At 61.0% G+C, this 25,948-nt stretch carries 23 protein-coding genes and 1 tRNA gene; 16 read left to right on the plus strand and 8 right to left on the minus strand.

The window, feature by feature from the left end:
- Window positions 1-4: 4 nt before the first annotated feature.
- Window positions 5-1,492 carry a flavin-containing monooxygenase gene (locus AC4HIX_RS14340; RefSeq protein WP_490399452.1) on the plus strand — a complete coding sequence of 496 codons (1,488 nt, stop codon included), beginning with the start codon at window positions 5-7 and terminating at the stop codon, window positions 1,490-1,492.
- A 96-nt stretch (window positions 1,493-1,588) separates the two neighbouring features.
- Here AC4HIX_RS14340 and AC4HIX_RS14345 read toward each other — a convergent pair.
- A tRNA-Leu gene (locus AC4HIX_RS14345) sits at window positions 1,589-1,675 on the minus strand.
- 216 nt (window positions 1,676-1,891) lie between these two features.
- On the opposite strand from AC4HIX_RS14345, the gene hemN reads away from it, so the two are divergent.
- Window positions 1,892-3,247 carry an oxygen-independent coproporphyrinogen III oxidase gene (gene hemN, locus AC4HIX_RS14350; protein WP_490399453.1) on the plus strand — a complete coding sequence of 452 codons (1,356 nt, stop codon included), beginning with the start codon at window positions 1,892-1,894 and terminating at the stop codon, window positions 3,245-3,247.
- A gap of 335 nt (window positions 3,248-3,582) precedes the next feature.
- On the opposite strand, the gene AC4HIX_RS14355 is transcribed toward hemN, so the two are convergent.
- Both AC4HIX_RS14355 and nirK read right to left on the minus strand, forming a co-directional pair.
- Entirely contained in the window at window positions 3,583-4,377 is a 795-nt protein-coding gene (locus tag AC4HIX_RS14355) for a formylglycine-generating enzyme family protein (protein WP_490399454.1), read from the minus strand.
- A gap of 76 nt (window positions 4,378-4,453) precedes the next feature.
- Window positions 4,454-5,578, minus strand: coding sequence for a copper-containing nitrite reductase (gene nirK / locus AC4HIX_RS14360; RefSeq protein ID WP_475048725.1), 1,125 nt, complete (start codon window positions 5,576-5,578; stop codon window positions 4,454-4,456).
- A gap of 272 nt (window positions 5,579-5,850) precedes the next feature.
- Here nirK and AC4HIX_RS14365 point away from each other — a divergent pair, with 272 nt between their 5' ends.
- The 5 genes from AC4HIX_RS14365 (at window position 5,851) to AC4HIX_RS14385 (ending at window position 11,728) form a co-directional block, all read left to right on the plus strand.
- Complete coding sequence (locus AC4HIX_RS14365; RefSeq protein ID WP_490399455.1) at window positions 5,851-6,687, plus strand: flagellar motor protein MotB; 837 nt, start codon at window positions 5,851-5,853, stop codon at window positions 6,685-6,687.
- A 124-nt stretch (window positions 6,688-6,811) separates the two neighbouring features.
- Window positions 6,812-8,119: a flagellar hook protein FlgE gene (locus AC4HIX_RS14370; RefSeq protein ID WP_475048728.1), complete on the plus strand. Its 1,308-nt coding sequence runs from the start codon at window positions 6,812-6,814 to the stop codon at window positions 8,117-8,119.
- Window positions 8,120-8,165: 46 nt separating this feature from the next.
- Window positions 8,166-9,614, plus strand: coding sequence for a flagellar hook-associated protein FlgK (flgK, locus tag AC4HIX_RS14375; RefSeq protein WP_490399456.1), 1,449 nt, complete (start codon window positions 8,166-8,168; stop codon window positions 9,612-9,614).
- A gap of 3 nt (window positions 9,615-9,617) precedes the next feature.
- Window positions 9,618-10,625 carry a flagellin gene (locus tag AC4HIX_RS14380; protein WP_490399457.1) on the plus strand — a complete coding sequence of 336 codons (1,008 nt, stop codon included), beginning with the start codon at window positions 9,618-9,620 and terminating at the stop codon, window positions 10,623-10,625.
- Window positions 10,622-11,728, plus strand: a complete 1,107-nt coding sequence (locus AC4HIX_RS14385; protein WP_475048733.1) for a flagellar basal body P-ring protein FlgI — start codon at window positions 10,622-10,624, stop codon at window positions 11,726-11,728. Before AC4HIX_RS14380 ends, AC4HIX_RS14385 begins: the two co-directional genes overlap by 4 nt.
- A 474-nt stretch (window positions 11,729-12,202) precedes the next feature.
- Here the strand turns inward: AC4HIX_RS14385 and fliP are convergent, their stop codons facing one another.
- Genes fliP through fliF form a run of 4 tightly spaced genes read right to left on the minus strand, consistent with a single transcriptional unit; the run spans window position 12,203 to window position 15,501 of the window.
- Window positions 12,203-12,946, minus strand: coding sequence for a flagellar type III secretion system pore protein FliP (fliP, locus tag AC4HIX_RS14390; protein WP_475048735.1), 744 nt, complete (start codon window positions 12,944-12,946; stop codon window positions 12,203-12,205).
- Entirely contained in the window at window positions 12,943-13,239 is a 297-nt protein-coding gene (locus tag AC4HIX_RS14395; RefSeq protein ID WP_259967947.1) for a FliM/FliN family flagellar motor C-terminal domain-containing protein, read from the minus strand. Before AC4HIX_RS14395 ends, fliP begins: the two co-directional genes overlap by 4 nt.
- Window positions 13,232-13,831 carry a FliH/SctL family protein gene (locus AC4HIX_RS14400; RefSeq protein ID WP_490399458.1) on the minus strand — a complete coding sequence of 200 codons (600 nt, stop codon included), beginning with the start codon at window positions 13,829-13,831 and terminating at the stop codon, window positions 13,232-13,234. Before AC4HIX_RS14400 ends, AC4HIX_RS14395 begins: the two co-directional genes overlap by 8 nt.
- Entirely contained in the window at window positions 13,831-15,501 is a 1,671-nt protein-coding gene (gene fliF, locus AC4HIX_RS14405; RefSeq protein WP_490399459.1) for a flagellar basal-body MS-ring/collar protein FliF, read from the minus strand. Before fliF ends, AC4HIX_RS14400 begins: the two co-directional genes overlap by 1 nt.
- 119 nt (window positions 15,502-15,620) lie before the next feature.
- On the opposite strand from fliF, the gene AC4HIX_RS14410 reads away from it, so the two are divergent.
- From AC4HIX_RS14410 to AC4HIX_RS14450, 9 genes are all read left to right on the plus strand, one after another.
- Window positions 15,621-16,145: a flagellar basal body-associated FliL family protein gene (locus AC4HIX_RS14410; protein WP_490399460.1), complete on the plus strand. Its 525-nt coding sequence runs from the start codon at window positions 15,621-15,623 to the stop codon at window positions 16,143-16,145.
- A gap of 9 nt (window positions 16,146-16,154) precedes the next feature.
- Window positions 16,155-16,601 carry a hypothetical protein gene (locus tag AC4HIX_RS14415; protein ID WP_490399461.1) on the plus strand — a complete coding sequence of 149 codons (447 nt, stop codon included), beginning with the start codon at window positions 16,155-16,157 and terminating at the stop codon, window positions 16,599-16,601.
- On the plus strand, window positions 16,601-17,215 hold the full coding sequence (locus AC4HIX_RS14420) for a MotE family protein (RefSeq protein ID WP_475048747.1): 615 nt from the start codon (window positions 16,601-16,603) through the stop codon (window positions 17,213-17,215). The genes AC4HIX_RS14415 and AC4HIX_RS14420 overlap by 1 nt, the downstream gene beginning before the upstream one ends.
- 78 nt (window positions 17,216-17,293) lie before the next feature.
- Window positions 17,294-18,163, plus strand: coding sequence for a flagellar motor stator protein MotA (gene motA, locus AC4HIX_RS14425; protein WP_475040211.1), 870 nt, complete (start codon window positions 17,294-17,296; stop codon window positions 18,161-18,163).
- Entirely contained in the window at window positions 18,160-20,610 is a 2,451-nt protein-coding gene (locus tag AC4HIX_RS14430; protein ID WP_490399462.1) for a hypothetical protein, read from the plus strand. The genes motA and AC4HIX_RS14430 overlap by 4 nt, the downstream gene beginning before the upstream one ends.
- 459 nt (window positions 20,611-21,069) lie before the next feature.
- On the plus strand, window positions 21,070-23,103 hold the full coding sequence (gene flhA, locus AC4HIX_RS14435; RefSeq protein ID WP_490399478.1) for a flagellar biosynthesis protein FlhA: 2,034 nt from the start codon (window positions 21,070-21,072) through the stop codon (window positions 23,101-23,103).
- Window positions 23,100-23,879, plus strand: coding sequence for a flagellar biosynthetic protein FliR (locus AC4HIX_RS14440; RefSeq protein ID WP_490399463.1), 780 nt, complete (start codon window positions 23,100-23,102; stop codon window positions 23,877-23,879). Before flhA ends, AC4HIX_RS14440 begins: the two co-directional genes overlap by 4 nt.
- On the plus strand, window positions 23,876-24,964 hold the full coding sequence (gene flhB / locus AC4HIX_RS14445) for a flagellar type III secretion system protein FlhB (RefSeq protein ID WP_475048755.1): 1,089 nt from the start codon (window positions 23,876-23,878) through the stop codon (window positions 24,962-24,964). Before AC4HIX_RS14440 ends, flhB begins: the two co-directional genes overlap by 4 nt.
- Window positions 24,961-25,359: a hypothetical protein gene (locus AC4HIX_RS14450; RefSeq protein ID WP_475048758.1), complete on the plus strand. Its 399-nt coding sequence runs from the start codon at window positions 24,961-24,963 to the stop codon at window positions 25,357-25,359. The genes flhB and AC4HIX_RS14450 overlap by 4 nt, the downstream gene beginning before the upstream one ends.
- 84 nt (window positions 25,360-25,443) lie before the next feature.
- Here AC4HIX_RS14450 and AC4HIX_RS14455 read toward each other — a convergent pair whose 3' ends face one another.
- The gene (locus AC4HIX_RS14455; protein ID WP_490399464.1) at window positions 25,444-25,941 is read right to left on the minus strand and encodes a flagellar basal body-associated protein FliL; all 498 of its coding nucleotides are present in this window, start codon (window positions 25,939-25,941) and stop codon (window positions 25,444-25,446) included.
- Between the last annotated feature and the right edge of the window lie 7 nt (window positions 25,942-25,948).

The following is a 25,948-nucleotide window of genomic DNA, read 5'->3' on the forward strand; positions in this document are numbered from 1 at the left end:
GGACATGGTGAAACGCAAGACGGTTGCCGTAATCGGCGGCGGGGTAAGCGGGCTGGCTGCGGCCAAGGCCTTTGCCGAAAAGGGGCATCAGGTTCTAGGCTTCGAACGCAGCCACGATCTGGGCGGGGTGTGGGAGCCGTCGCGTTCCTACCCCGGGGTGCAGACGCAATCGCCCAAGGACCTGTACTGCTATACCGACCATCCGATGCCGGATGATTACCCGGAATGGCCCAAGGGGCCGCAGGTGCACGCCTATCTGCATTCCTATGCGGACAAGCACGATCTGCACCGGCTGTTCCATCTGAACACCAATGTGTTGGAGATGGACCGGCGCCCGGACGGTCAGCCGGGCTGGCGGCTGGTGATTGAGGCGGGTGGCGAGACCCGGGCGCAGGACGTGGATTTTGCCGTAGTCTGCACCGGGCAGTTTTCCGAAAAGAACATCCTTACCCATCCCGGGCAGGAGGCCTTCACCGCGCAGGGCGGGGAGGTGATGCACTCCTCTGAGTATCTGGATCCCGAACATGCGCGCGGGAAGCGGGTTGTGGTGCTGGGCGGCTCCAAATCCGCGACCGACGTGGCGGTGAATGCGGCGCAGAACGGCGCCAGGCAGGTGCATCTGGTTTACCGGCAGAATGTCTGGCGGGTGCCGTATTTTGTTGGCGGCATCAACTTCAAGAAGCTGCTCTACATGCGGGCGCAGGAGGTGCAGTTCAACGGCTGGGGCCGCAGCTGGCTGCACAAGGCCTTCTATGGTTTGGCCAAGCCGCTGATCTGGGCCAATTTCCGTGGATTAGAGACGCTTTTGAAGCTGCAGCTGGGGCTGAAGAAGTGGGACATGGTGCCCGATATTCCGATCGAAAAGGATGTCTCCTGCTCGGTACCCATCGTCACGCCGGGACTGTTCGAAGGCTTCAAGGACGGCTCGATCCTGCCGCACCGCACCACCTTCTCGCATTATGACGGTGACGAAATTGTGCTAGAAAATGGTGAGCGAATCGGCGCTGATCTGGTGATCTCGGCGGTCGGTTGGAAGCTGGGTATTCCCTATCTGGCGCAGCGGCATCTGGACAAGCTGATCGAGGCGGACGGCCAGTACCGGACCTACCGCCTGGCGGTGAATCCGGACCTGCCTGAGATGGGCTTTGTCGGTTTCAACTCGAGCTTCTGCACGATCCTGTCGGCGGAGATGGTGGCGAACTGGCTGGTCCGCTATGCCGACGGGAAGCTGGCGCGGCAGCCTTCGCGGGCAGAGATGGAGAACAATATTCAGATGATGCTCGATTGGCGGCGCAAGGAGCGTCCGGCGGCGCAGATCTATGGCGGTCTGTGCTCGGCACCGTTCCATTTCAAGCACTTCGATGAGCTGCTGATGGATATGGGGGCAACGCAGTGGAAGCGGTCTAATCCATTCGTGGAGCAATTCGCGCCGCCGGATGCCAGCGCCTATGGCCGGTTCCTGGCAACGGCTCCGCACTATCAGGCGGCCTGAGGTCTGCCCCTGCGTCTGCCGGAAACGGCCGGCGCTCAAGCTTTCCGGATCGCGCAAAGACCGCGATGGAGCGTGCAGATTTCCAATAAGGGGGAATGGTGCCCAGGAGAGGACTCGAACCTCCACGTCCATACGGACACTAGCACCTGAAGCTAGCGCGTCTACCAATTCCGCCACCTGGGCAGGTGTCGTGAGGGGGCGTATAAGGGGAGTCGCGAGCAGCGTCAAACGGAAAATGTGAGTCTTTGGCGAATTTCCTGATCATCTGCCTGATGATTGTTTTCCCAAGTGAATCCAGTGCTTTGAAGGGGCCGGCCGGATTTTTGCCTTTGAGGAATTCCGGGTGCCGGTTTGATCCTGCGCAAAGTGGCGGATTCGCAAAAGGGGCATAGGAAAGTCATGAAACAGATTGACCGCCTCCAAGCCCTTGGACTGTTCGACAGCCGGGTGCCCCGCTACACCTCTTATCCGACCGCGCCGGTGTTTTCTGCAGCCGTTGGTGCCGCGGAGCAGGCCCGCGAGCTGCAGGCTCTGGATCCGGATGTGCCGGTTTCGGTTTACCTGCATATCCCGTTCTGCGAGCGGCTGTGCTGGTTCTGCGCCTGCCGCACTCAAGGCACCCAGACGCTGAGCCCGGTGGAGAGCTATATCGGCACGCTGGAGCAGGAGCTGAAGCTGGTGGCGCCGCTTCTGCCCAAGGGCTTGCGGATGGGGCGGATGCATTGGGGCGGCGGTACGCCGACCATCCTGCCTCCGCACTTGATCCACCGGCTGGCACAGGCGGTGAAGGCAGTGTTCCCGCACACCCATGACTGGGAGTTCTCGGTGGAGATTGACCCGACCATGGTTGACCGGGACAAGATCGCGGCGCTGGCGGCGGAAGGTATGAACCGGGCCAGCATCGGTATTCAGGACTTTGACCCGCTGGTGCAGCAGGCGATCGGGCGGGCGCAGCCGTTTGAGGTGACCAGGGCTTGTGTCGAGGATCTGCGCGCGGCGGGGATCAATTCGCTGAATGCCGATCTGGTCTATGGGCTGCCGCACCAGACGCAGGCGCGGATGGCGGACACGGTGGAGAAGGTGCTGAGCCTGAACCCCGACCGGCTGGCGCTGTTCGGGTACGCGCATGTCCCGTGGGTGGCCAAGCGGCAAAAGCTGATAAAAGAAGAGACACTGCCTGGCGATCTGGCGCGGTATCATCTGGCCGGGCTGGCGGCGGAGAAATTTGCGAAGGCGGGCTTTGCCGCGATTGGCATCGACCATTTCGCCAAACCCGGCGACGGGCTGGAGGCGGCGGCCCGAACCGGCCATCTGCGGCGCAATTTCCAAGGCTACACGGACGACACTTGCCCGACGCTTATCGGGTTCGGTGCGTCCTCGATCTCCCGCTTTGCCGGGGGCTACATCCAGAATGCCGCCGCAACGCCTGCCTATGTGCAGCGGGTTGAGGCCGGGCAGCTTACTGGCGCGCGCGGCCATGTGATGAGCCAGGAGGACCTGCTGCGCGGCCGTGCCATCGAGATGCTGATGTGCGAGTTCCGGCTGGACCGGGCAGAGCTGCGGCAGCGCTTTGGGGATCTGGCGGCAAGCTTGGATGCAGATCTGGCGCAGATCGCGGCCCGCTTTGGCGATCTGGTGAGCTTGGACGCGGAAGCGCTGGAGATCCTGCCCGAGGGCCGTCCGCTGACCCGGATCATTGCCAGCAGCTTCGATGCACATGTGCCCGAAGGTGTGCGTTACAGCAGGGCGTCCTGAACCGGGAGCGGCGTGCTCCCGCCTGTTCAAGAGCCTCCTGCCGGAGGCCCCTCACAGTTGGGCGTGGCGCTGTGCTGGCGCACAGCGCGGCCATCCTCATCACCGGGCTCCGCTCGCCAGCACCGGGTTAGGGACTGCAGGTGCAGCGCCTTGGTGCGGTTTGCCTTAGAGGCGGGTATGACCGGCCAATAATCGGAAGAGCCGTTTAAGGCAGGCGTGTCTTTGAACGGCTATTGACGGGACAGGCAGCGCAGCTGCCGGGCCCAAGGCCGCGAAGGATTTCTGGCGCAGCCGGGGCACCTGCGGACGCGGGAGTACGCCCCTTTTTCCTGGCGTCAGCCGTCTTTCACCAGTCGGAATCCCAGATAATCCGGCGGCAGCCCGACGGCGCAGCCGCCGACGCTGGCATCCCGGATGAAATCGATCACCACCGCCCGGTGGCGGCCGCCGGTGATGCGGGCGCTGCAGTAGGGGTCGCCTAGCTCTACACTGCCGTCCTTGTTCACCTCGCCGTTTTGCATGCAGCCGCCGGTCCATTCCCAGATGTTGCCGCCAAGGCCGGTCAGCCCGTTGCTGTTCGCGCCGGGCTCGCTCTTGGGATCCTGAGCCGGTCCCGGCAATCCGCGCAATGTGACGCCGCGGGCGTATTGGCGCAGCCAGCGCTGGGCGGGGTCGCCGCCATCGGTCTCAACCGCTTCGTCCCCGAAAATCTCGGCCGCAGCGAGCTGCCATTCGGCTTCATCCGGCAGCCGCCAGCTCTCGCCGGTCTTTTTGGAGTACCATCGAGCATAGGCGGTGGCGTCATGCCAGCTGACATGGGTTTGCGGCTGGCTGCCCTCTGCCGGGTTGCTGTCCGCGTCCTTGCAGGCGCCCGCTGCCACGCAGGCCGCATATTCCGCGCCTGAGACCTGGTGTTTCATGATTTCAAACGCCGCAACAGGCCGCTGCTGTTCCGGCGGCACCACGCTTTTGCCGTTGCGGTGAAAGTTTCCGATCGGGCGGTACGCAATCGTGCCTTTTGCGACGGACACGGTTTCGGCCTGCGGTACCGGTTCCCTGGCAGTGGAATACCAAAGCCCCGGCAAGCCAACGGCGGCAGCTAGCCCGGCAGCAATCAGCTCAACTTTCATGTTTGTGTCCCCTCAAGGCAAAAACGGGCGGCCGCGTGCTGCGGCCGCCCTGTCCAGTTTTGCTTCCGGCCGGAGGTCAGGCGCCGGAGTACTCGGTCGGGGCGACCACCTGTTCCATCAGGTCGTTGTTCCATTCACCCTCGACCACCACATGCGCGGTTGCGCCGAGGTTCACCGCCTCGATCAGGTTGTGGTTCACGTAGGCATAGACACCCGGCTGCAGGAACTCATAGAGCGCTGCCCCGGCCGAACCGCCGCGGATGAACCAGGTTTCCAGATCCCGGTCCGGCACGTTGTTGAACTTACCGGCTTCCCAGACCAGGTCGCCGTGACCGCCGATCAGGTGCGGACGGCTGTCGCGGTTGGCCTGGCTGTGCACGAACAGCACTTTCTCGCCCTGCTTCGCCTTCATGGCGTTCTCACCGGTCAGCGCGCCAACAGCACCGTTGAACACGACATGGCTGGGGATCAGCCCGTTCATGACTTCCAGCGTATCGGGATAACTTTCACCCACGTCCTCATAGCGGATGTAGTCGCCGTTTTCGTCCTTTGGAATGTAAAACTCGTTTTCGCCGATGTAATAGACGCGGTCGTATTTCACCGGGTTGCCGTTGTGGTCCGACAGCCCTTCGCGCGGCAGCACCATGATGGTGCCGGCCATGCCCGAGGCGACGTGCCAGGGGATCATGGGGCCGCCCGGCGCGCAGTGGTAGACAAAGGTGCCGGGGCGGGTGGCCTTGAAGCGCAGCACGGTTTTCTCGCCCGGGTTCACCAGGGTCAGCGCGCCGCCGCCCAGGGCGCCGGTGGCTGCGTGGAAGTCGATGTTGTGCTGCAGCATGTTTTCCGGCGGGTTGATAAGGGTGAGTTCGACATAGTCGCCCTCATGCACCACCATCATCGGACCTGGGATGGAGCCGTCAAAGGTCATCCCCTGAAGGTAGGCGCCCTGGTCGACCTCGATCTCCTTTTCGATGATCTTCATCTCGAATTCGACGATGCGGGGGGCACCCGGGGCGATTTGCTCGTGTTCATGCACGAAGGGCGGTGCAACCAGCTCGCGCTTGATGCGCTTGAGGCTGGACAGGTCCACAGGCGCCGCGGCCTCGTGGACGGATGTGCTCTCGGCCTTTGCGGCTTTGGCCAGTACAGGCAGCGCTGCTGCGCCGGCTGCCCCCATCAGTGCGGCTCTGCGGGTCAGCATGATGATCTCCTTTCAGTGTTCAATGTGCTGTGTTGAGGAGACCCTAGCGCCGCGCGCTGTACAGGTGTTTGTCCCTTATCAACCTTCGATATGAATTCTTGATGGCAAGATAAGAGGTTTTTAACATGCAGGATTTGCCGCTGTAGAACTTGGCCAAGGCTGCGTGATCAACGAAGCGGTTTAGGAAGGAACTGCCGGCAAATTTAATTGTTAAGGCTCGTTTAACGCGCCGCCTGCTATTTCAGGGATGGGTGAAAATAGTGGTGGTGGATATGAGCGCACAGAGCAATGTGGCGCCCATTATCATCAAGAAGAAAAAAGTCAGTGGTGGCGATGGCCATCACGGTGGCGCGTGGAAGGTGGCCTATGCCGACTTCGTGACCGCGATGATGGCCTTCTTTATGCTGATGTGGCTGCTGAACGCGACGACGGAAAAACAACGCAAAGGGCTGGCGGATTACTTCTCGCCTTCGATTCCGCTGAGCCGGGTTTCCGGCGGCGGCAATGGTGCGTTTCAAGGTGACAGCATGTTCACCGAAGAAATCAAACCGCAGTCTGGTACTGGGGCAACGGATATCAACCCGATGGATGCCCAGCAGGCGCAGGGTGAAACCGGGGTTGAGTCCAACGAGAATCGCGAGGAAGAGGATTCCAAGTTCCGCGCAATCGAGGAACAGCTGTCCGGGCGCGGCGGCGAGAGCATGGTGTCGGTCGCAATGTCCCGCCATATCGTGACCCGGGTCACCGACGAAGGGCTGATCATCGAGTTGTTCGCCACCGAGGACATGCCCCTGTTCAAACAGGACCAGGCGGAACCGGAACCGCTGTTCAGGGATCTGGTCAGAATGATTGCGCGGGTCTCGGAAAGCGTGACCAGCAATGTCGCTATCGGCGGCCATATCCGGTCCCACCCGGTTGTTCTCGCGAAGAATCCGGTTTGGGAGTTGTCCCACGCGCGGGCGGACAAGACGCGCACGCTGCTCGAATCGGGCGGTCTGGCCGCGGGCCGCGTTTACAGGGTGACTGGGCATGCCGACCGTAAGCTGGCCGTCGGAAATCCCATGGCCGCTCGCAACGACCGGATCGAGATCATCTTTTTGCGGGAATAAGTCCCTGAAAACATTGAGGCAGGCGGCTGACAGATAGGTCATATTTTATCTGTTAGCCGCCCGTTAATCGCTCCTGCGCTAGCTGTTGCAACCAGAATGATTAGATGCAGCAGAAAGGCGTGCTATGACCATTTCTTCGTCGCTGAACGCGGGCGTTTCAGGATTGAGCGCCAACGCCAGCCGGTTGGCTTCCATTTCCGACAACATCGCCAACTCCTCGACCCGCGGCTACAAGCGGGTCCAGACCGATTTCCATTCCATGGTCTTGTCCGGTTCCGGCGGCACTTATTCTGCGGGTGGTGTGCGCGCGACCAACGTCCGGCTTATCGACGAGCGCGGCCCGCTGGTTTCGACCAACAACGCCACCGATCTGGCAGTGCGCGGCCGCGGCATGCTGCCGGTGGCCTCGATCACTGAGGTGGAGGCTGGCGGCAGCCCGTCTATGATGCTGACCAGCACCGGCTCTTTCCGGACTGATTCCAACGGGTATCTGTCGACGGATTCAGGCCTGGTCCTGATGGGCTGGCCCGCGCTGGCTGACGGCACGGTTCCGGATGCGGCCCGCGATACCAGCGACGGCCTTGAACCCGTCCGGATCGACCTCAACAGGCTGTCGGCGGAACCAACAACGGAAATCAGCCTGACGGCAAACTTGCCCGCCGCCGAAACCGATCCGGGTGCCTCCGGCGCCGTTGTCGAACAGGTGGTACAGTATTACGACAACATGGGCCGCTCCGAAGAGCTGACGATCACCTATACGCCCACGGTTGCAACGCTGCCGGCTACCACCGGTACGAACGAATGGACAATGCAAATCGTGGACTCCGCGACAGGCGCAACGGTCATCGGCGAATACACACTGACATTCGATGACAGCGCATCGTCGGCCGGCACGCTTCAAAGCGTAGCGACCGTAACCGGGGGTGCCTACGACGGAACCGCCGGCTCGGTGACCATCAACGTTGCGGGCGGCCCGGTCGAGATCAACATCGGTGTCATCGGCGAACAGAACGGGATGAGCCAGCTGGGCGACGAATTCGTGCCTGGCACGACTGAGAAGGACGGTACGGCAGTCGGTTCCTTCGTTTCGGTTGAGGTCAACGCCTCCGGTGAGGTGATTGCCGCCTATGACTCCGGCGATACGAAGGTCATCTACAAGGTTCCGCTGGCGGATGTCTCCAACATCAACGGCATGCGGGCGCTGGACAGCCAGACCTACAAGCCGACTGACGATTCCGGGGCGTTTTACCTGTGGGATGCCGGTGACGGGCCGACTGGAGAAATCCTGGGTTACGCACAGGAGGAATCGGCGGTCGACGTGGCGACAGAGCTGACCGACATGATCCAGACCCAGCGGGCCTATTCGTCTAACGCCAAGGTAATCCAGACCGTTGACGAGATGCTGCAGGAAACCACCAACATCAAGCGCTAAAGCGCTTGATGCTCCCTGACATTGGCTTCACGAAAGCAGGCTGAACATGTCTCTTTACACCGCCCTTAACAGCGCGATGAGCGGGCTGACCGCGGCCGGCCGGTCCTCGCAAGTGGTCTCTGAAAACCTGGCCAACGCGCTGACCCCGGGCTACACGCGCCGGGTTCTGGATCTGAACAGCCCGGGCGTGGGCGTTCCCGGTGTCCAGACCGGCAACGTCCAACGCATGAATGATCCGGTGCTGATCTCCAACCGCCGGGTTGCCGAAGCGGAATACGGGGCCGCCAAGGCGGAGGCCGATTTTTTCGGCCGGATGTCCGATCTGGTGGGCACTGTTGATGACGGGATGTCACTGGCCGCGCAGCTCTCGGACTTCGAATCTTCGCTGATCGAAGCGGTCTCGAGACCGGACTCGCAACCCCGTCTGAACGACCTTGCGGTCAAGGCCAACTCCTTGGCAGACTCGATATCGCGCACGGCTGAAGGGCTGCGCGACCTGCGGATCAATGCGGACAGTGCGATCGGCAGCCAGGTCAATACGGTGAACCAGGCACTGAAAGAGATCGAGAAGCTCAACGCGCGGATTATGGTGGTGGAAGCAGGCGGCATGGACGCCGTGGCAATGCATGACCAGCGTGACCAGCTGATTGACCAGGTGAACGGGATTATTCCGGTCAATGTTGTCCGCCGCGACAACGGCCAAGTAACCCTGTATTCGACCGGCGGAGTGATGCTGCTGGATCACAAGGCGTCTGAGCTGAGCTTCACGCCTTCGCGCGATATCATGCCGCACATGACATTGGGCAACGGCATGATTTCCGGCCTCCAAGTCAACGGTAAAACAATCGACACCAGCCCGGATGGTCCGCTGCGCGGCGGTACCCTGACCGCGCAGTTCGAAATCCGTGATGTGACCGCGGTCGAGGCTCAGGAGGATCTGGACGCCATGGCCGCCGATCTTATCGAGCGTTTCCAGGACCCGGCACTGGATGCCAGCATCGGGGTCACGGACGCAGGTATTTTCACTGATGATGGGGCCTTCTACGACCCGTCGAATTTCGTCGGAATATCCAACCGGATTGAGCTGAATGATCTGGTGGCTTTGGACGGCACCGGTGAGACTTGGCGGTTCCGCGATGGCCTTTATGCAGCCGGCCCCGGCGATCCTGGCGATTCCAGTTTGCTGCAGGCCTATTCCGACACGCTGAACACCACCCGTACGGTGTCCTCTGTCGGACTTGGGACCGCAGACATGACAGCTGCGACTCTAAGCGCGAACCTGCTGTCGCGGTTTGCACAGGATAACGAAACCGCCTCGCGTGCATCAACTTTTGCCGCAACCAGTTTCAACGAGCTGAGCCAAGCGGAACTGGCGCTGGGTGTCGACACCGACGCGGAGCTGCAGAATTTGATGCTGGTTGAGAAGTACTATGCCGCCAACGCCCGCGTGCTCACCGTGGTCGACGAACTTATGGAAACACTTTTGAGGATCTGACCCATGATTTTGAATTCATACGGCGATATGGCGCAGCACCTCTTTCTCCGCAGCCGTAATACGGAACTGAAGGAAAACGTCACCACCCTGTCCGAAGAGTTTGCCACCGGTAAATCGTCCAACTTGAGCGAGCGGCTCGGCGGCGATTTCACTTATCTTGCAGATCTCGAGAGCTCGCTGAACAGGATCGACAGCTATATGGTTGCCAATGGAGAAGTGCAGTTGTTTGCCACCGCCACGCAAGGCAGCCTTGATAAAGTGCACAGCCAGGTGGAGGCGATGCGCAACGACATCCTGAGGCTGTCGCCCGCGATTGACACGGATAACGCGCAGCAGTTCGGCAGCCAGGCCAAGCAGCGAATGTCCAGCGCCATCAACCTGATGAACACCTCAGTCGGGGGGCGGACGATCTTTGCGGGCACGGCGACGGACACCAAACCTCTGAATGACGCCAGCACTTTGATGACTGCCGCGCTCGCGGAAGTCGCAGGGCTGACAACCAGCAATGGCATCATCCAGGCCGTCAAGGACTGGTTCGACGATCCTGCCGGCTTTGACACCGTAATGTACCGCGGCTCCACGACGTCGCTTCAGCCGGTTACTGTTGGCGAGGGAGAACAGGTGACCCTGGGCATCCGCGCCGATGATGACAACCTCAAGCATGCCCTGCAGAGTTATGTAATCACTGCTCTGGCGGATGAACCCAGCCTCGGCCTGACCGATGACGTGCGGATCGACTTGGTTATCGAGGCCAGCAGCGAGCTGGCTGAAAGCGCGGATAAGCTGATTGATCTCCAAGCCGATGTAGGGTTCATCGAAGGCCAGCTCGAGGCGGTCAACACCCGCAACGAGGCTTCGAAAACCAGCCTGAGCATTGTCAAAAACAATCTGGTATCAGCCGACCCTTATGAGACCTATACCCGGCTGCAAGAAGCGCAAACGCAGCTGGAAGGACTGTACACTATCACAGCCCGCAGCTCGCAGCTGTCCTTGCTGAAGTACATCTCATGATGGGTTTCTTGCGTCTCTTACTCGCTTGCCTGTTTCTGCTGCCTGTGGTGGCGCAGGCAAGCACCATCCGGCTCAAAGATCTGGTGGAATTCGACGGGGTTCGCGGCAATGACCTGGTCGGCTACGGTTTGGTTGTCGGCCTGGATGGCACCGGCGACGGACTGCGGAATTCGCCGTTCACCGAAGAAATCATGTCCAACATTCTGGAGCGGCTTGGCGTCAACGTGACTGGCGAGCAGTTCCGGCCCAAGAACGTCGCGGCGGTTTTTGTGACGGCGACCCTGCCGCCCTTTGCCCGCGTCGGCAGCACTATTGATGTGACAGTGTCGGCCATCGGCGATTCCAAAAGCCTGATGGGCGGCACGCTGATCATGACACCTCTGAATGCCGCGGATGGCCAGATTTATGCCGTTGCCCAGGGGACGATCCTGGCTGGCGGTGCGGTGGCTGAAGGTGAAGCCGCCACGGTTACCCAGGGGGTGCCGACGGCTGGCGTGATCCCGGCCGGTGCGCGTGTCGAGCGGGAGATCGATTTTGACCTGGCTTCGCTGAGCTCTATGCGGCTGGCGCTGCGGGAGCCGGACTTTACCACTGCCGGGCGGATCGAGCGGGCGATCAACAACGAATTTGGCCGCAACGTTGCCTTGATGCGCGATTCCGGGACGGTCGAAGTCGACATTCGCCGAACCAATACACGTTCCACAGCGCATGCGGTGGGCAGGATTGAAAACATCTTGGTTGAGCCACAGCGCAAGGCGCGGGTGGTGGTCGACCAGCGCTCCGGCACCATCGTGATGGGCAGCGACGTGCGGATTTCCCGCGTGGCTGTTGCCCAGGGGAACCTCACCCTTCGGATCGAAGAGACGCCGCTGGTTGTTCAGCCCAATCCCTTTGCAGATGGTGAAACGGTTGTGGTGCCCAGAACCGGTGCCGCCATCGAGGAAGAGGAGGGGATCCAACTGGCGGAAGTGCCCGAAACAACCTCGCTTTCAGAAGTTGTGGCAGGCTTGAATGCCCTGGGAGTGTCTCCGCGGGACATGATCGACATTCTAAAGAGCCTCAAGGCCGCAGGGGCCCTGCACGCGGAGTTCGTTGTCCGCTGACACGCGCACCAGTTCCGACGGAACACGCCCCGGCTTCATCTGCTGAAGCCGGGGTATTTCTTTGCTTTTCCCTAAACCACTCGTCTCCGGCGCTCACTTGGCTGTGAATAGCGCTCAGGCCCAGTGCTGGATGTTTGCTTGCAGGCTCTCGGAGCGCAGCAAGGGCAGGAGGCAAACTATCAAAGAGCTTTGGGCATTTATCGGGACTTGCAGTGGTGACCGAGCGCGCATTTTCCTTGCCCACTTCAGACAAGCGGCTGTGCTTGAGGGGACGGAAGCGTCTGGCCACTTTCCGCGGCGGGCGGAGCGAGCGGCCAGAGGGCCGGACCTGCGCAGTGCCGGACCTCATGCAACTCAACCCCCCCTTCGGCTTTCAAGGAGCACCAGTTTCTGGCAACGGCAAGAGTGCCCGCACAGGAAAAAGCCCGGGCACATGATGTGTCCGGGCTATTCCTAGTGTGTGGGTTCAGATGTTTAGGGGTAGTAGCTGCGAACAAGCGCGGTGGCGATCAGGCTCCAGCCATCGGCGACAACAAAGAACGCCAGTTTGAACGGCAGGGACACGATGGCCGGTGGCACCATCATCATACCCATCGACATCAGGATGGCGGCGACCACAAGGTCGATCACCAGGAAGGGCAGAAAGACCAGAAAACCGATCTGAAAGGCGCGTGCAATTTCCGACAGCAGGAAGCTCGGGATCAGTGCGGACAGCGGCGCTTCTGGCACCGGGTCCATGCCCTGAGTTTCCGGTCTGAGATCAGCAATGGCATAAAACGTGTCCGGATCCAGACGGTTGGCCATAAACGCCCGGAATGGTTCCAGGCTGCGGGTGATGGCCTCGCCCGGTTCAAGCCGCTCCTCCAGCAGCGGGTTGATTCCGGTGCTCCAGGCCTCGGTAAAGACCGGCTCCATCACAAAATAGGTCAGGAACAGCGCCAGGCTGATGATCAGCATGTTCGGCGGCGCCTGCTGCAGCCCGATGCCCTGGCGCAGGATCGACAACACCGTCACTAGGAATGGAAAGCAGGTAACCATGATCAGCAGGCCGGGGGCCAGGCTGAGCACGGTAATCAGAAGGATCAGCTGGATTGAGCGGGCCGAAATCGACTCGCCGTCTGCCAGCGAAAGGCTCAATTCTTGAGCCAGGGCGGTTTGCGGCAAGGCCAGCAGAAGCGCTGAAACCAGGGCCGCCCGCACAATCGTCTTGTGTGTCATCCCAAACCGCTTTGCAGATCGGCAATTTCCGTCAGGCGTACGGCCAATTGGCCTGCTTGCTCGCCTTCCAGCTCTTCCAACTGGCCGCGGGCGACCAGCCGGTCCCCGACATAGAGGTCGACAGGGTCTTCGACCCGTTTGTCGAGCGTCAGGATCGCATTTTCACCCAGGCTGACCAGATCTCGGATCAGCGGCCGGGCCTTGCCGACCGAAACAACCACTTCGACGGGAACCGAAACAAAGGGGTTGTTTGCATCAGCGGCTTTCATGTTCAGGTCGGCGGCGTCATCCATACTGGCTGTCCTCTTTCGCGTGGTAGGTGAAGGCCTCAATCGAATCCTGGATCGATTCGAGAAGGGCATCGCAATTGATTTCGCATTCGGTGCTGCCGACGCTCAGATAGGCTTGGCCGGAAGACAGCGCGCTGTCTTCCCGAACGGTCACCGGAACAGAGAAGTTCTGCGGCAGCAGGCTGCGTACAGGCGCCCCTTCGCCCGGAGAAACCACGATTTGCATCGGCTGGTCGGTCTGCCCTTTCGCCATTCCGGCAAGCTGATCGACGATGTGGTGCCCGAAGGAGGCAGCCATGGCATCCGGCAGTATGGCACTGGTCAGCACTTTGAACATCGGATCCAGCGAATCGAGCAGCTGGCTCTGCGCCTCGTGATAGGTAAAACTCAGATCTTCCAGAGAGTTGGCCAGCTCAGTGGATATCCGGATGGTTTCCTGATCCTTGGCGGTCACGGCGTCGTCCCAGCCGGCGCTGTAACCCTTCTCAAAGGAGGCCAGCCGCTGTTCTTCGATGACCTCTTCGGACACCGTCGGCAGCACCGGGGCCGCCGGTGTGTCGAACCCGAAATCTTCAAGCAAATGCGCAATTGTCATCAGGCTTGCTCCCTATTTTCTTCCAGCCAGCCGCGCAGGATCTGGACGGTTTCCTCCTGCCGCTCACCAATCAGGTTACGCAGCCGGTCGACGGGATCATCCATGCCGCCGCCCAAGGCCGGCAGCCCGGCGGCGCCCATCATGTCGCCCGTGCCCATAGCCGGCAGGCCGCCCATCGGTTCGAACTGCCCGGTTTCGTTGTTTTCGATTTCACCATCAAGCGCGAGCCCCGCGCCCAGGTCCGGAGCGGTCATGAAACCGTCGCCGCCAACGCCGGGCAAACCAGGCAGGTCGCCTCCTTCGGGGCTTGGCAGCGCTGCCACCGGCGCGGCTTGATTCGACAGGATCGGCCGCACCACGAAGAGGCCCAGGATCAGGCTGACGAGAGCCAGCGCGCCGATCTGGATCAGCGACATAGCGTCGAAGTAGAGATTGTCGAAGAAGGAGGCCGTGGCCACCGTGCCCTGCGGCTCCACCGCCGGCAGCTCCATGGACTTAAGGGTAATGACGTCTCCACGATCCTCGTCAAAGCCGACGGCTGCGGAAATCAGTTCCCGCATTGCGGCGAGTTCGTCTTCCGGCCGGGGCTGGAAGACTGTTTCCCCAGCAGCGTTGGTGATTGCTGTGCCATTCACGAGGACGGCGACAGTCAGGCGCTTAATGGCGCCGGGTCCACGGAGGATCTCTTTTTCTGTCTCGGAGATCTCATAATTGATCCGCTCGCGGGTTGCGCTGGTATTGGCCTTGGACCCTTGGCCGGAGGCGGCGTCACCATCGGGAATATTGGAGGCAACGGTGACTTCACCCGCCTGATTGGTGGAAGAATCGGCGCGTTCCTCGACATCGGTGCTAACCGCGACCCTGCTTTTGGGATCCACGCGCTTTTCGCGAATGGATTCTGTGTCGGTTACGGTTTCGACACTGACCTCGACCACGGCGTTGCCTTGGCCGACGCGGGCCTCGACAAGGCGCATGACACGTTCGCGAATCATCTGGGAGCGGTCATCGGTGCCGGCACCGGCTGCAGCGGTGGCATCCGACGACCCGATCAGAGCGCCATTGGCATCGATCACGGCAACATTTTCCACCGCAAGGCCGGTGACAGCGGAGGACACCAGGAAACGGATTGCGTTGGCCTGCGCAGGCGTGATCGGGGAACCCATGGGCACGATGGAGACCGATGCGGTTGGCTCAACCGTGCGCTGGAAGGGATTCGAACCTGTGTTGGCGATATGCACCCGGGCCTGGCTGACATGCGGGCTGGCGACAATGGTGCGGGCCAGTTCGCCTTCCTTGGCACGCCAGTAGGCGGCGTCGAACATCTGCGAGGTGGTGCCAAAGCCGCTGAGCGAATCGAGCAGCTCATACCCTTTGCCGCCATTGGCCGGAAGGCCCTCGCTTGCCAACGTCATCCGCAGTTCGTCACGCTGCGTCGACGGCACATAGATAGAGCCGCCACGCACTTCATACTGGGTGCCGCGCTGTTCCAGCGCCCGCACCACATCTCCGGCCGAGCCGCTTTCCAGCCCGGCATATAGCAGTGTCATTGATGGCTTGCTTGCCACATGGGACATCGCGATGACGCTGAGAATCATAATTACCGTGGCACCCACGGCAATCAGACGCTTTCGCATGTCCATCTCTGCCCAGACATTCTTGATCTGCTGCACATTAACCTCCGTCGCACCGGCGTTCTGTCCGGCGTGCAACCCTTTTGACGGATCGGCCTTAACATTCGGTTAGTTTCTCGCAGGTTATGAAGATGCTGCACGACGTTTTAGGGATAGCCATGACAGACGCTGCAGTAGATACAGAAGCAGAAGCCCCGGCCAAGAAAAGCAAACTGCCCCTCATCATCGGGGTGGTGCTGGCACTGGTTGGCGGCGGCGGCGGATTCTTTGCCGTTCAGTCAGGCCTTCTTCCCTTTGGTCAGAAAGCAGCGCCGGAACCGGCGGCTGCGGCCGAAGAGGCGCCAGAAGGCGTGGACACTGGTGAGACGGCGGAGGATATCGCCAATCTTGCCTTCATCGAAATGGACCCAATTGTGATTACCCTGCGCAAAGCCAGCGGTATCAAGCACTTGCGGTTCCGCGCGCAGCTTGAGGTCGACCTGGCGCACCAGGCCGAGGTCGAGAAAATCCTCCCGCGGGTTGTCGATGTCCTGAACAGCTACCTGAGAGCACTGGAGCTTGAGGATCTGACCGATCCGATGGCTCTGCCGAAACTGAGAGCGCAGATGCTGCGGCGGATCAACATTGCCACCGGCCAGGGCCGGGTGCGCGATCTGCTGATCATGGATTTCGTACTGAACTAGGAGGACAGGATGGACATTATTGCTGATATCCTGCTTGCGGCCGGGGCGCTGGGCGCCGGATTCTATTGTCTGGTGCTGTCGCGCCGTCTCAAGCGGTTCAATGATCTGGAGAAGGGCGTGGGTGGTGCAGTTGCCGTTCTGTCCGCCCAAGTGGATGATCTCAACAAATCATTGCAGGCGGCGCAGGAGGTGTCGGATGGCTCCAGCAAGGCGCTGCAGCAGCTGACGGGCCGGGCCGAAACGGTCGCGCAACGTCTGGAGCTGATGATGGCGTCGATGCATGACATTGACGAAGCCGACGCTGCGGTACCAGCGCCAGAGCCCGCTGCGGAAGATGAGGAAATGGCAGCTGCCTATGAGGCTGAAGCGCAACCGGCAGAGGAGAAACAGGAAGAGAGCAAACCCTCCGGCTTGATGTTTGTCCGCCATAACCGCAGCCAGAACCGGGTGGCGTGATGGCAAAGGCAGCGAAGAAATCCAAGCATTTGCGGCGTGGCAGCACACTGATGATGCTGGCGGTTCTGCTCATGGGCTCTGCAGCGGTGCGGCTGGGCCTGGAAGCCGGGCCGGCAATTGCCCGTGAAGTGGCCAGCTTGAAGGAGCCGGGTGGCGAAGAGCAGGCACACAAGGGCGAGCCGCACCGCGAATCCATGCCGACTTCGGCCGAGCTGCAGACGATGCTGGCCGCATTCCAGGAGCGGGAACAGGCATTGGCTGCCCGGGAAGCGGAGATTCAGGACCGGATGAAGGCGCTGGAAATCGCTGATCAGGCGATCGACAAGAAGTTGGCGGCGCTGGAGCAGGCGGAAGAGAAGCTGCGCGCGACCCTGGCACTGGCTGACGGTGCGACTGAGGCGGATGTGACGCGTCTGACCTCTGTCTATGAGCAAATGAAGCCCAAGGAGGCTGCAGCCCTATTCGAGGAAATGGATCCTGCGTTTGCGGCTGGCTTCCTCGCCCGGATGCAGCCGGAGGCCGCGGCAGGAATCATGGCGGGGCTCAGCCCGGAGGCGGCTTACACCATCAGCGTTGTCCTGGCCGGACGGAACGGAGCTGTGCCCACGGAATGAGTTGGGCGCGCGGGCTTAGTCTTTCCTTAGGACGACTCGTCTAAACTAATAAAAACCAACGGAATTCGGAGTGGACCTATGATCGGGATTGTAGGCATTGTGGTTATCTTTGCCATGGTGTTCGGCGGATACCTTCTGGCCGGCGGCAAACTGGCGATCATCATTAAGGCGCTGCCATTTGAAATGATGATGATTGGCGGGGCGGCTGTTGGCACCTTCCTGATCAGCAACGACATGGGGGGCATCAAGCACACGCTCAAGGATGTCGGCAAGGTGTTCAAGGGCCCCAAGTGGAAGCCGGATGACTACCGCGACTTGCTGTGTCTGCTGTTCGCCCTGATCCGGATTGCGCGCGCGAACCCGGTCGAAGTTGAACAGCACATCGAAGACCCGGAAAATTCCTCTGTTTTCAACAAATACCCCAAGATCCTGGGAGACAAGGAAGCGGTGAACCTGATCTGCGATACCATGCGTTCGGCATCGATGAACTATGACGATCCGCATCAGGTGGAAGAGGTGCTTGAGAAGCGGATCGAGGCGAATCATCACCATGCCATGCACGGCAGCCATGCGCTGCAGACCCTGGCTGACGGCCTTCCCGCGCTTGGGATCGTTGCGGCGGTTCTCGGTGTGATCAAGACCATGGGATCGATCGACCAGCCGCCAGAGGTTCTCGGCAAGATGATCGGCGGCGCTCTTGTGGGGACCTTCCTGGGCATCTTTCTGGCTTACTGTCTTGCGGCGCCCTTTGCCGGCAAGGTGAAGACCGTGGTCGAGGAAGATGCACACTTCTACCAGCTCATCCGCGAGGTGCTGGTGGCCAATCTGCACAATCACGCAGCAGCTATCTGCATTGAAGTCGGCCGCCAGAATACCCCGTCGCATTTCCGCCCCGGCTTCTCGGAGCTGGAAGAAGCCCTGAAATCGGTGAAACAGGACGCAGCATGATCTGGCGAGCACTTGCCACGACGGCTGTTGTCCTGACAGCCGCCACTGCCCAGGCGCAGACCATTGTGACCCGCTCGGGCGAACACAAGGGGTTCACGCGCCTGGTGATGCGCCTTCCGAACGGCGCGGACTGGTCGTTGACCCAAAGCGGCAATACGGCGACGGTCAACATTGACGCGCCTGAGGTGGTCTTTGATACAACCCGGGTCTTCAACCTGATTCCCCGCACCCGGCTGCAATCCCTCAGACAGAATGGACCGGGCCAGCCGCTGCGGCTGCAATTGGGGTGCGAGTGCACGGTAACCTCCTATGTGCAGGAGGATGGCTATCTGGTGGTCGATATCCGCGATGGCGGTAAACCGGCGCAGCAGCCGCAATATTCCACGGCAGGCAGCATTCTTCCGGTGACCACGCCGGCTTCGGGCACCGGCTACCGGTTCAGTTTCTCTCAGTCGGCCTCAGCGGATGCGCGGACGGCCTTGGCCGCCGCAGTAGCGGGGCGGTCTGATCCGGGGAGTACAATACGGCCTCAAGAAGACAACCAGGCGCTGGATCTTGCGCCTGAATCTGCTGCGTCCGAAGAACCGGCAGCAGAGGATATCGTTTTGCCGCTCGACGGAAGCAGCTACCGCGTGGACGCGGAAGGCATCACCGAAGACGTCCCGCAGGCGCAGCCACAGACCGGGGCGCTTATCAATCTGGCGGAAACCGAGCGCGCTGCGGTGGTCAAAGAGTCCGAGCAGCGGTTGCTGCAGCAGATTGGACGCGCGGCGAACCAGGGCCTGGTGAGCGTGGCCGCGGACGGGCTGCCCGCCGCGGAAGCAGCGGCCGGGCTGGATCCTCTCGGACGTTCGGATAGGCCCCTGAACCCGCTCGACCATATCTCCGTGACTTCCGCAATTGACCGTGAAACCGGACTGATGGCCGTTCTTAGCGATGGCAGTCCCGAGGCATCTCATTGTTTGCCTGACAACGCAGTGGCCATCAGCACTTGGGGCTCCGACAGCCCGTTTTCCGACCAGATTGGTCCGCTGCGCAGCGCGCTGGTCCGCGAGTTCGACGACATCAACCCGGCGGGCGTCTTTGCGCTGGCACGGATCTATCTCTATTTCGGCTTCGGAGCGGAAGCCCGGTCCATGCTGGCAATCTTGCCGCCCGGGGACCGGGACGGCGCGGAGGCTGCCTTGCTGACGGCCATGGCTCTGCTGATGGATGGTGCGGAGCTGCCACCGCAGCATCCCTTCTCAGCGCAGCAGGGCTGCGAAGGAAGCAGCGCCCTCTGGGGAGTTCTGGCTGACGGTGCGGTCAAGAAAGGCGCCGATACCGATGCTATTCAGCAGGCGTTCTCGAAGATGCCGACCCATCTGCGGGTTCATCTGGGGCCGCGGGTCAGCAAGATGTTTGCCGAAGCTGGCGATCATCATGTGGCGGAAGCGGTGCTGCGTGCCGTGGACCGGACTGGAATTGAGGACGTGCCGGAAATCAACCTGGCTGAGGCGGCAATTGCCGAATTGGAAGGTGATTCTGAGAAGGTGGCCGAAGAGCTGACGAGCGAAGTCGCGGAGCGTACCGGCAATGCACCGGCCGCGCTGATTGATCTGGTGGCCCTCAGCGTAAAGGAGCGCAAGGCGCTTTCGCCGGATGTGCCGGATCTGATTGCCTCTTATGAACTGGAGAACCGGGAGACGGAGCTGGGCGCTGAGCTGCGTAAAGCCCAGGTATCTTCTCTGGCGCTTATGGGGCAGTTCCAGGACGCGTTTCATGAGCTCAAGGGCCTGACGGAACGTGATGGCCCAGGTGCCAGGGCCGCTGCGCTGGAGCCGCTGATGCTGCTGCTGGCTGAACGCGCGGACGATGTGACTTTCCTGCAGTACGGGCTGGTCTTCGCAGGGCAGGCCACGGCAGCTGAGGCTGCCCCGGTCGCCGTGCCGGTGGCCCGCCGGTTACTGGACCTTGGGTTTGCGGACCAGGCTCTGGTGCTGCTCAACAAGCTGTCGCTGGCGCCGGAAGATGAGGCCCGCCGTCTTATGATGGCCGAAGCTGCGCTGGCGCAGGATAAACCGCATCGGGCGTTGGTTGAGTTGATGGGGCTTGAAGGATCCCGGGCCAACCGCCTGCGCGCCGAGGCTCTTTGGCGCAATGGCGAGTATGCCCGTGCTGGGGAGTATCTCCTGGCCGAGGATGACAAGGATGCAGCCGCCCGCGGTTTCTGGCACTCTGAGGATCTGGGAGTGATCGAGGAAATCAAGCCGGAGGAAGGGGCGCAATTCGGAACTGTCGCCTCTGTCACCACAAAAATCGGTGAAACCGTCCAGGATCCGGATAATCTGCCGCCGCTGGCATATGCGCGGGCACTGGTGGAGAGCAGCGAGGGGACGCGGGGCGGTATCGCCGACTTGCTGAACCAGGTCGGCACAACACTGGACGCACCTGAAGAAAGTCAGTGATCCGGCATTCGGTTTACTGTGTTCTGGCCGTCCCGCCCGGGGCGGCCTTTGCGTTCTGCTGATAACACTTTGTCAACTGGCTGCCGGTAAACTGGGTAACGGGTGAATCCTGATCTGGAACGGGCAGAATGCCGGAAAACAACTTTAAACTTTGCCTGCAAGGGCCGAGTCCGCGCGCAACGCACAGGGCACGCGAGGCTATTGGCGCCACTGGTGCCACTCTCACACATTTCTCCAAGGTTAATTCCGGATGGCTTGCAGAGGCAGCCGCCGGGTCGATGCCAGCCGGCACCGAGCGGGCTGCTGACTGGCTAACATCCGGATGGCTGCCGTTTCTGGCTGTGGCGCCCAGTGAGATTTTCAATCAATTGAAAAACATTAATAAATGGGGCCGAAACTGTGCCTAAGCTGACGACAGAACAACTTTTCAGCCCCACTGTCCTGCTGGCGCTGGCGCTGATGGCGATCATCGTAATGATGATCCTGCCTATGCCGGCCTGGGTGCTGGACGTCGGGCTGGCGGCTTCATTTGCGCTTGCAATTCTGATCTTCACCATCACGCTGTTCATCGAACGGCCGCTGGATTTCTCCTCCTTCCCGACGGTTCTTTTGGCCTCGCTTATGCTGCGCCTGTCGCTGAACGTCTCCTCCACTAAGCTGATCATCGGTCAAGGCCACTCCGGCACCGATGCTGCGGGTAACGTGATCGAAGGGTTTGCCCAGTTCGTTATGGGCGGCAGCGTGTTCCTTGGCCTGGTGGTCTTTGGGGTACTTTTGATCGTTAACTTCATGGTGATCACCAAGGGCGCCGCCAGGATGGCCGAGGTGGGTGCCCGTTTTGCCCTGGACGGAATGCCCGGCAAGCAGCTCGCCATTGACGCCGATATGTCTGCAGGTGCCATCGATCACCAGACCGCCAAGGAACGGCGCGAGCGCGACCAGCAAGAAACGACCTTCTTCGGTTCGCTGGATGGTGCGTCGAAGTTCGTCAAGGGCGACGCCATTGCCGGTCTGTTGATTACCCTGCTGAACCTCGTCATGGGGCTGATCATGGGGGTGCTGGTCCACGGCATGCCGGTTGGGGCCGCGTTTGAGACCTATGCTATTCTGACCGTAGGCGATGGCCTGGTATCGCAGATCCCCTCGGTGATTATTTCGATTGCGGCCGCATTGCTGCTGGCGCGCGGCGGCACCACGGGTGCGACCGACACCGCATTGTTCGAACAGTTCGGCCGGCATCCCGCAGCATTGACCACCGTTGCCGTGCTGATGGTTCTGTTTGCGCTGGTGCCGGGGTTGCCGTTTTTGCCCTTTGTAATCGGAGGGGGAGTTCTGGGTTACACGGCGTTCCGGATGGCCAAGAAGAAACAGGACGATGAAGAAGCCGAGATCGAGGAAAAAATCGAGGAGGTCTCCGATCCTTCTGCCGCGCGGCCGCTGGGCGACATTCTGGATCTCGACGATCTGCATCTGGAGTTCGCACCCGATCTGGTCAGCATGGTGTTGGACCATGGCACTGGGCTTGATGCGCGGATCGCAAACATGCGGTCCCACATCGCCACGACATTCGGCCTGATCCTGCCGGAGATCCGCCTGACCGATCAGCACGATCTCGAGCGGGGCACCTATGTGATCAAGGTGCAGGGTGTCGAACAGGTGCGCGGCACCCTGCATCCCGATATGGTCCTGGCGCTGATGCCGGACAACCATGATGCTTTGCCCGCCGGCGCGGACGTGACGGAGCCGGTCTACGGTGCCCCGGCGCGCTGGATTTCCGCCAAGGCACAGGAGCAGGCGGCGCTGGCCGGCGCAACCGTGGTCACGCCGCCGGAAATCCTGGCGACCCACCTGCTGGAGATAATTAAGCAGAACTTCAGCAGACTGCTGACGCTCAAGTCCCTGCGCCGGCTGCTTGACGAAATGACACAGCTTACCGACAGCTTCCGCGCCGAGGCGAACCGCAAGCTGCTGGATGCGCTGGTGCCGGACAAGGTGCCGATGGATACGCTGCATGCGGTTCTGCGGCTGCTGCTGGAGGAGAGAGTGTCGATCCGGAACATGCCTTTGATTCTGGAATCGATTGCAGAGGCGCGCTTGCATACCACGCAGCCTGAGCTGATCTGCGAGCACGTGCGCCAGCGCCTCGGCTTCCAGCTGGTGGCCGAGATGAAACGCGAGGACGGCACCATTCCTCTGATCCAGCTTGCGCCGGAGTGGGAGGACAAGTTTTCGACCTACCAAGTCGACGCGCAAGGCGCCGGGCTCGACATCGCACTGCCGCCGGATCTGTTCAACCGCCTTGCCGACGGGCTGAGCGATAAGCTCTCGACTATTACCGATCAGGGCGTGTTCGCCGCAGTGGTTACGTCGACCCGCCGCCGCCGCTATCTGAGGACGATTCTGAAGTCCCGCGGGATCACCAATCCGGTCCTGTCGTTCGAGGAAATCGGCCTGGAGGCGCGGCCTGCCCTCGTTGGCATGGTGCAGGCATGAACCTGAACTTTCTGCCGCCAGAGCTTGTTCTGATGCTGGGGGCAGGCTTCTGGCACGCTGCCATCGTTTTCCTGCGAGTTGCTGCGATGGTGTCAGTATTACCCGCGATGGGGGAACTCTACGTCCCAACGCGGGTCAAGCTGGCGGTCGCTGCGGCCTTTACCTTCGTAGTGGCACCGGCGCTGCCTCCATTTCCAGAACCGGACAACGTGCTGGCCTATGGCCGCTTTGCCGTGACTGAAGCCATCATTGGCCTGGCAATGGGCATTGGCGTCCGGATCTTTGTGCTGGCATTGCAGACGGCAGGAACGATGGCGGCGCAAGCCACTTCGCTGTCGCAGGTGCTGGGCGGCATCGGTGCAGAGCCGATGCCGGCGCTTGGCGCCGTGCTGATGATCTCCGGCGTGACCCTCGCCACCATGATGGGTCTGCATGTGCGGGTGGCGGAACTGCTGATCGGCTCTTACCAGATGTTCCCAGCGGGCCAGTTTCCGGTTGCGGCCGGGCTGACAGAATGGGGTGTTTTCCGTGTCTCGCAAAGCTTTTCGCTGGCGTTTACGCTGGCAGCGCCCTTTGTGATCACCGCAGTGATCTATAACCTCGCGCTCGGCGTGATAAACCGTGCGATGCCGCAGCTGATGGTGGCCATGGTTGGCGCACCGGTGATCACTCTCATGGGGCTGTTCATCCTTATGGTCGGGAGCCCGGTAATTCTGGATGTCTGGTCCCGGGCCTTGATGACCTTCTTTGCCGATCCAGGGGGCGGGATGCCATGAGCGGCCAGGACGACGACTCAGACAAGTCATTCGAGCCAACGGAGCAGAAGCTCCGCAAGGCCCGGGAGAAAGGTGAAGTTGCCAAGTCCACAGACTTGTCGGTGGCAGCCGCCTATCTAGGGCTGATTATCGCCTTTTACGCGGCCGGCAGCAGCAGCGTCGAAGGGATCGGCACCGCGCTGATGGCCTACCTGGACCAGCCGGACCGGCTGGCGCCGCTGTTCTTCGAGGGCTCCGCCGCTGCGCCGGTGGGAGGGTTCATTGGCAGTGCTTTCCGCCCGGTGCTGCCATGGTTTCTTGTGCCTTTCGCTATTGTGCTGCTGTCGATTGTCGGACAGCGGGCGCTGGTGTTTGCGCCGAGCAAACTGGAGCCGAAATTATCGCGGATCTCGATCGTCTCAAACGCTAAGAACAAATTCGGCCGCTCCGGATTGTTCGAGTTTTTCAAAAGCTTTGTAAAGCTGACACTCTATTCGGTGTGCCTAGGCATCTACCTCTCCCATCGGCTGCCAGAGATGATTGCGTCTTCCGGAACTGGACCCCAATCGGTGGTTATGATGCTCGCGCAGCTGTCGATGGAGTTTCTGTTCCTGGCACTTATCATCGCGCTGGCAATCGGGATCGTCGACGCGGCATTCCAGCATGCCGAGCACCGCCGCAAGAACATGATGTCGCGCAAGGAAATCCAGGATGAGATGAAGGACGCAGAAGGTGACCCGCACATGAAGAGCCAGCGGCGCCAGCGCGGCCAGCAGATTGCGATGGGGCAGATGCTGGCCGATGTGCCAAAGGCCGATGTGGTGATCGTCAACCCGACGCACTATGCGGTTGCTCTGCAATGGAGCCGGGAGCCCGGTGCCGCACCGGTCTGTGTTGCGAAGGGTGTCGACGAAATTGCCGCGGCGATCCGGCGTGTTGCCAATGAAAATGCGATCCCGATCCACAGCGACCCGCCGACCGCGCGGGCACTGCACGCGGCAATCGAGATCGGGGATGAGATTCTGGAAGAACACTATGCGCCTGTCGCTGCGGCGATCCGCTTTGCCGAAGAGATGCGCCAGCGTGCCAAAGGACAGGTTACATGAAGCAGAAGATGCTGGATCAGATGGCAGCAGTGACCGCTGCGCAATACATGCAGGAACACGCCAGAATTCAGCCTGTTCTGGCTCGGGAGGCTCAGCTGCGCGGCCAGCTTGCCAAGCTGAATGATCAGGTTCAGGCCGCGCGCGAGCACGCCGATGGCGATCAAGCGATGAAGGCGTTGGGTGCGGACCTTCTTTGGCAGGGCTGGCATACACGCGCCCGGCGGGAGCTGAACCAGGAACTGGCCAAAGCCACTGCGCAAAAACTGCGGAGCATGGATCAGCTGCGTAAGGCTTTTGGGCGCAAGCATGCGGTTGAGACCATGGCCGCCGACGAACACAAGAGGCACAAGGCGGAAAAGGCCAAGGCGTTGATGGCGCGGCTGCTCGAGAACTGATACCTCCGGTTTTCCGTTTGCAAACAAAAAATGGCCGGCCCCAAAAAGGCCGGCCATTTCGTTTTTTTAGCTACAGAGCCGGGGTCAGACGTCCTGCCGGGATATCTCCATAATCAGAACATCATAGACGTTTTTACCGAGATGCCTTTGTGCGGCTTCCCGCAGTGCGGTGCGTAGAGGCTCCAGCACATCTGACCGGGTGAACGCTCCACGGAAGCCGCCCATGTTGGCGTGGTCGAAGAGGACTTGCAGGAACACATCGCGCAGTTTCGGCTCCAAGGCGCGAACTTTCTCGTCAGTGCCTTGTTTGGCCTCCAGGCTCAACGACAGCACCACCAGCGAGGTCAGTTGGTCGCGCTCCACAACTGGCACGACGAACTGATTGGTAATCTTGATGTATTCGCGCTGGGTTTCTTCGCTTTCTTCGGCGGCGTCGTCTTCGGCTTCTTCAGCGGGCTTTTCGGTGGCGCCAGCCTCGGCAGCATGCTCTTCTTCCGGCGCGGGCATCAGCAGGATGCCGGCACCGATGCCGCCTCCGGTTCCGAGGATCAGCAGGATGACTGGCAGGAGTTTTGACAGCATAGCAACC

The organism is Leisingera sp. (assembly GCF_982940295.1).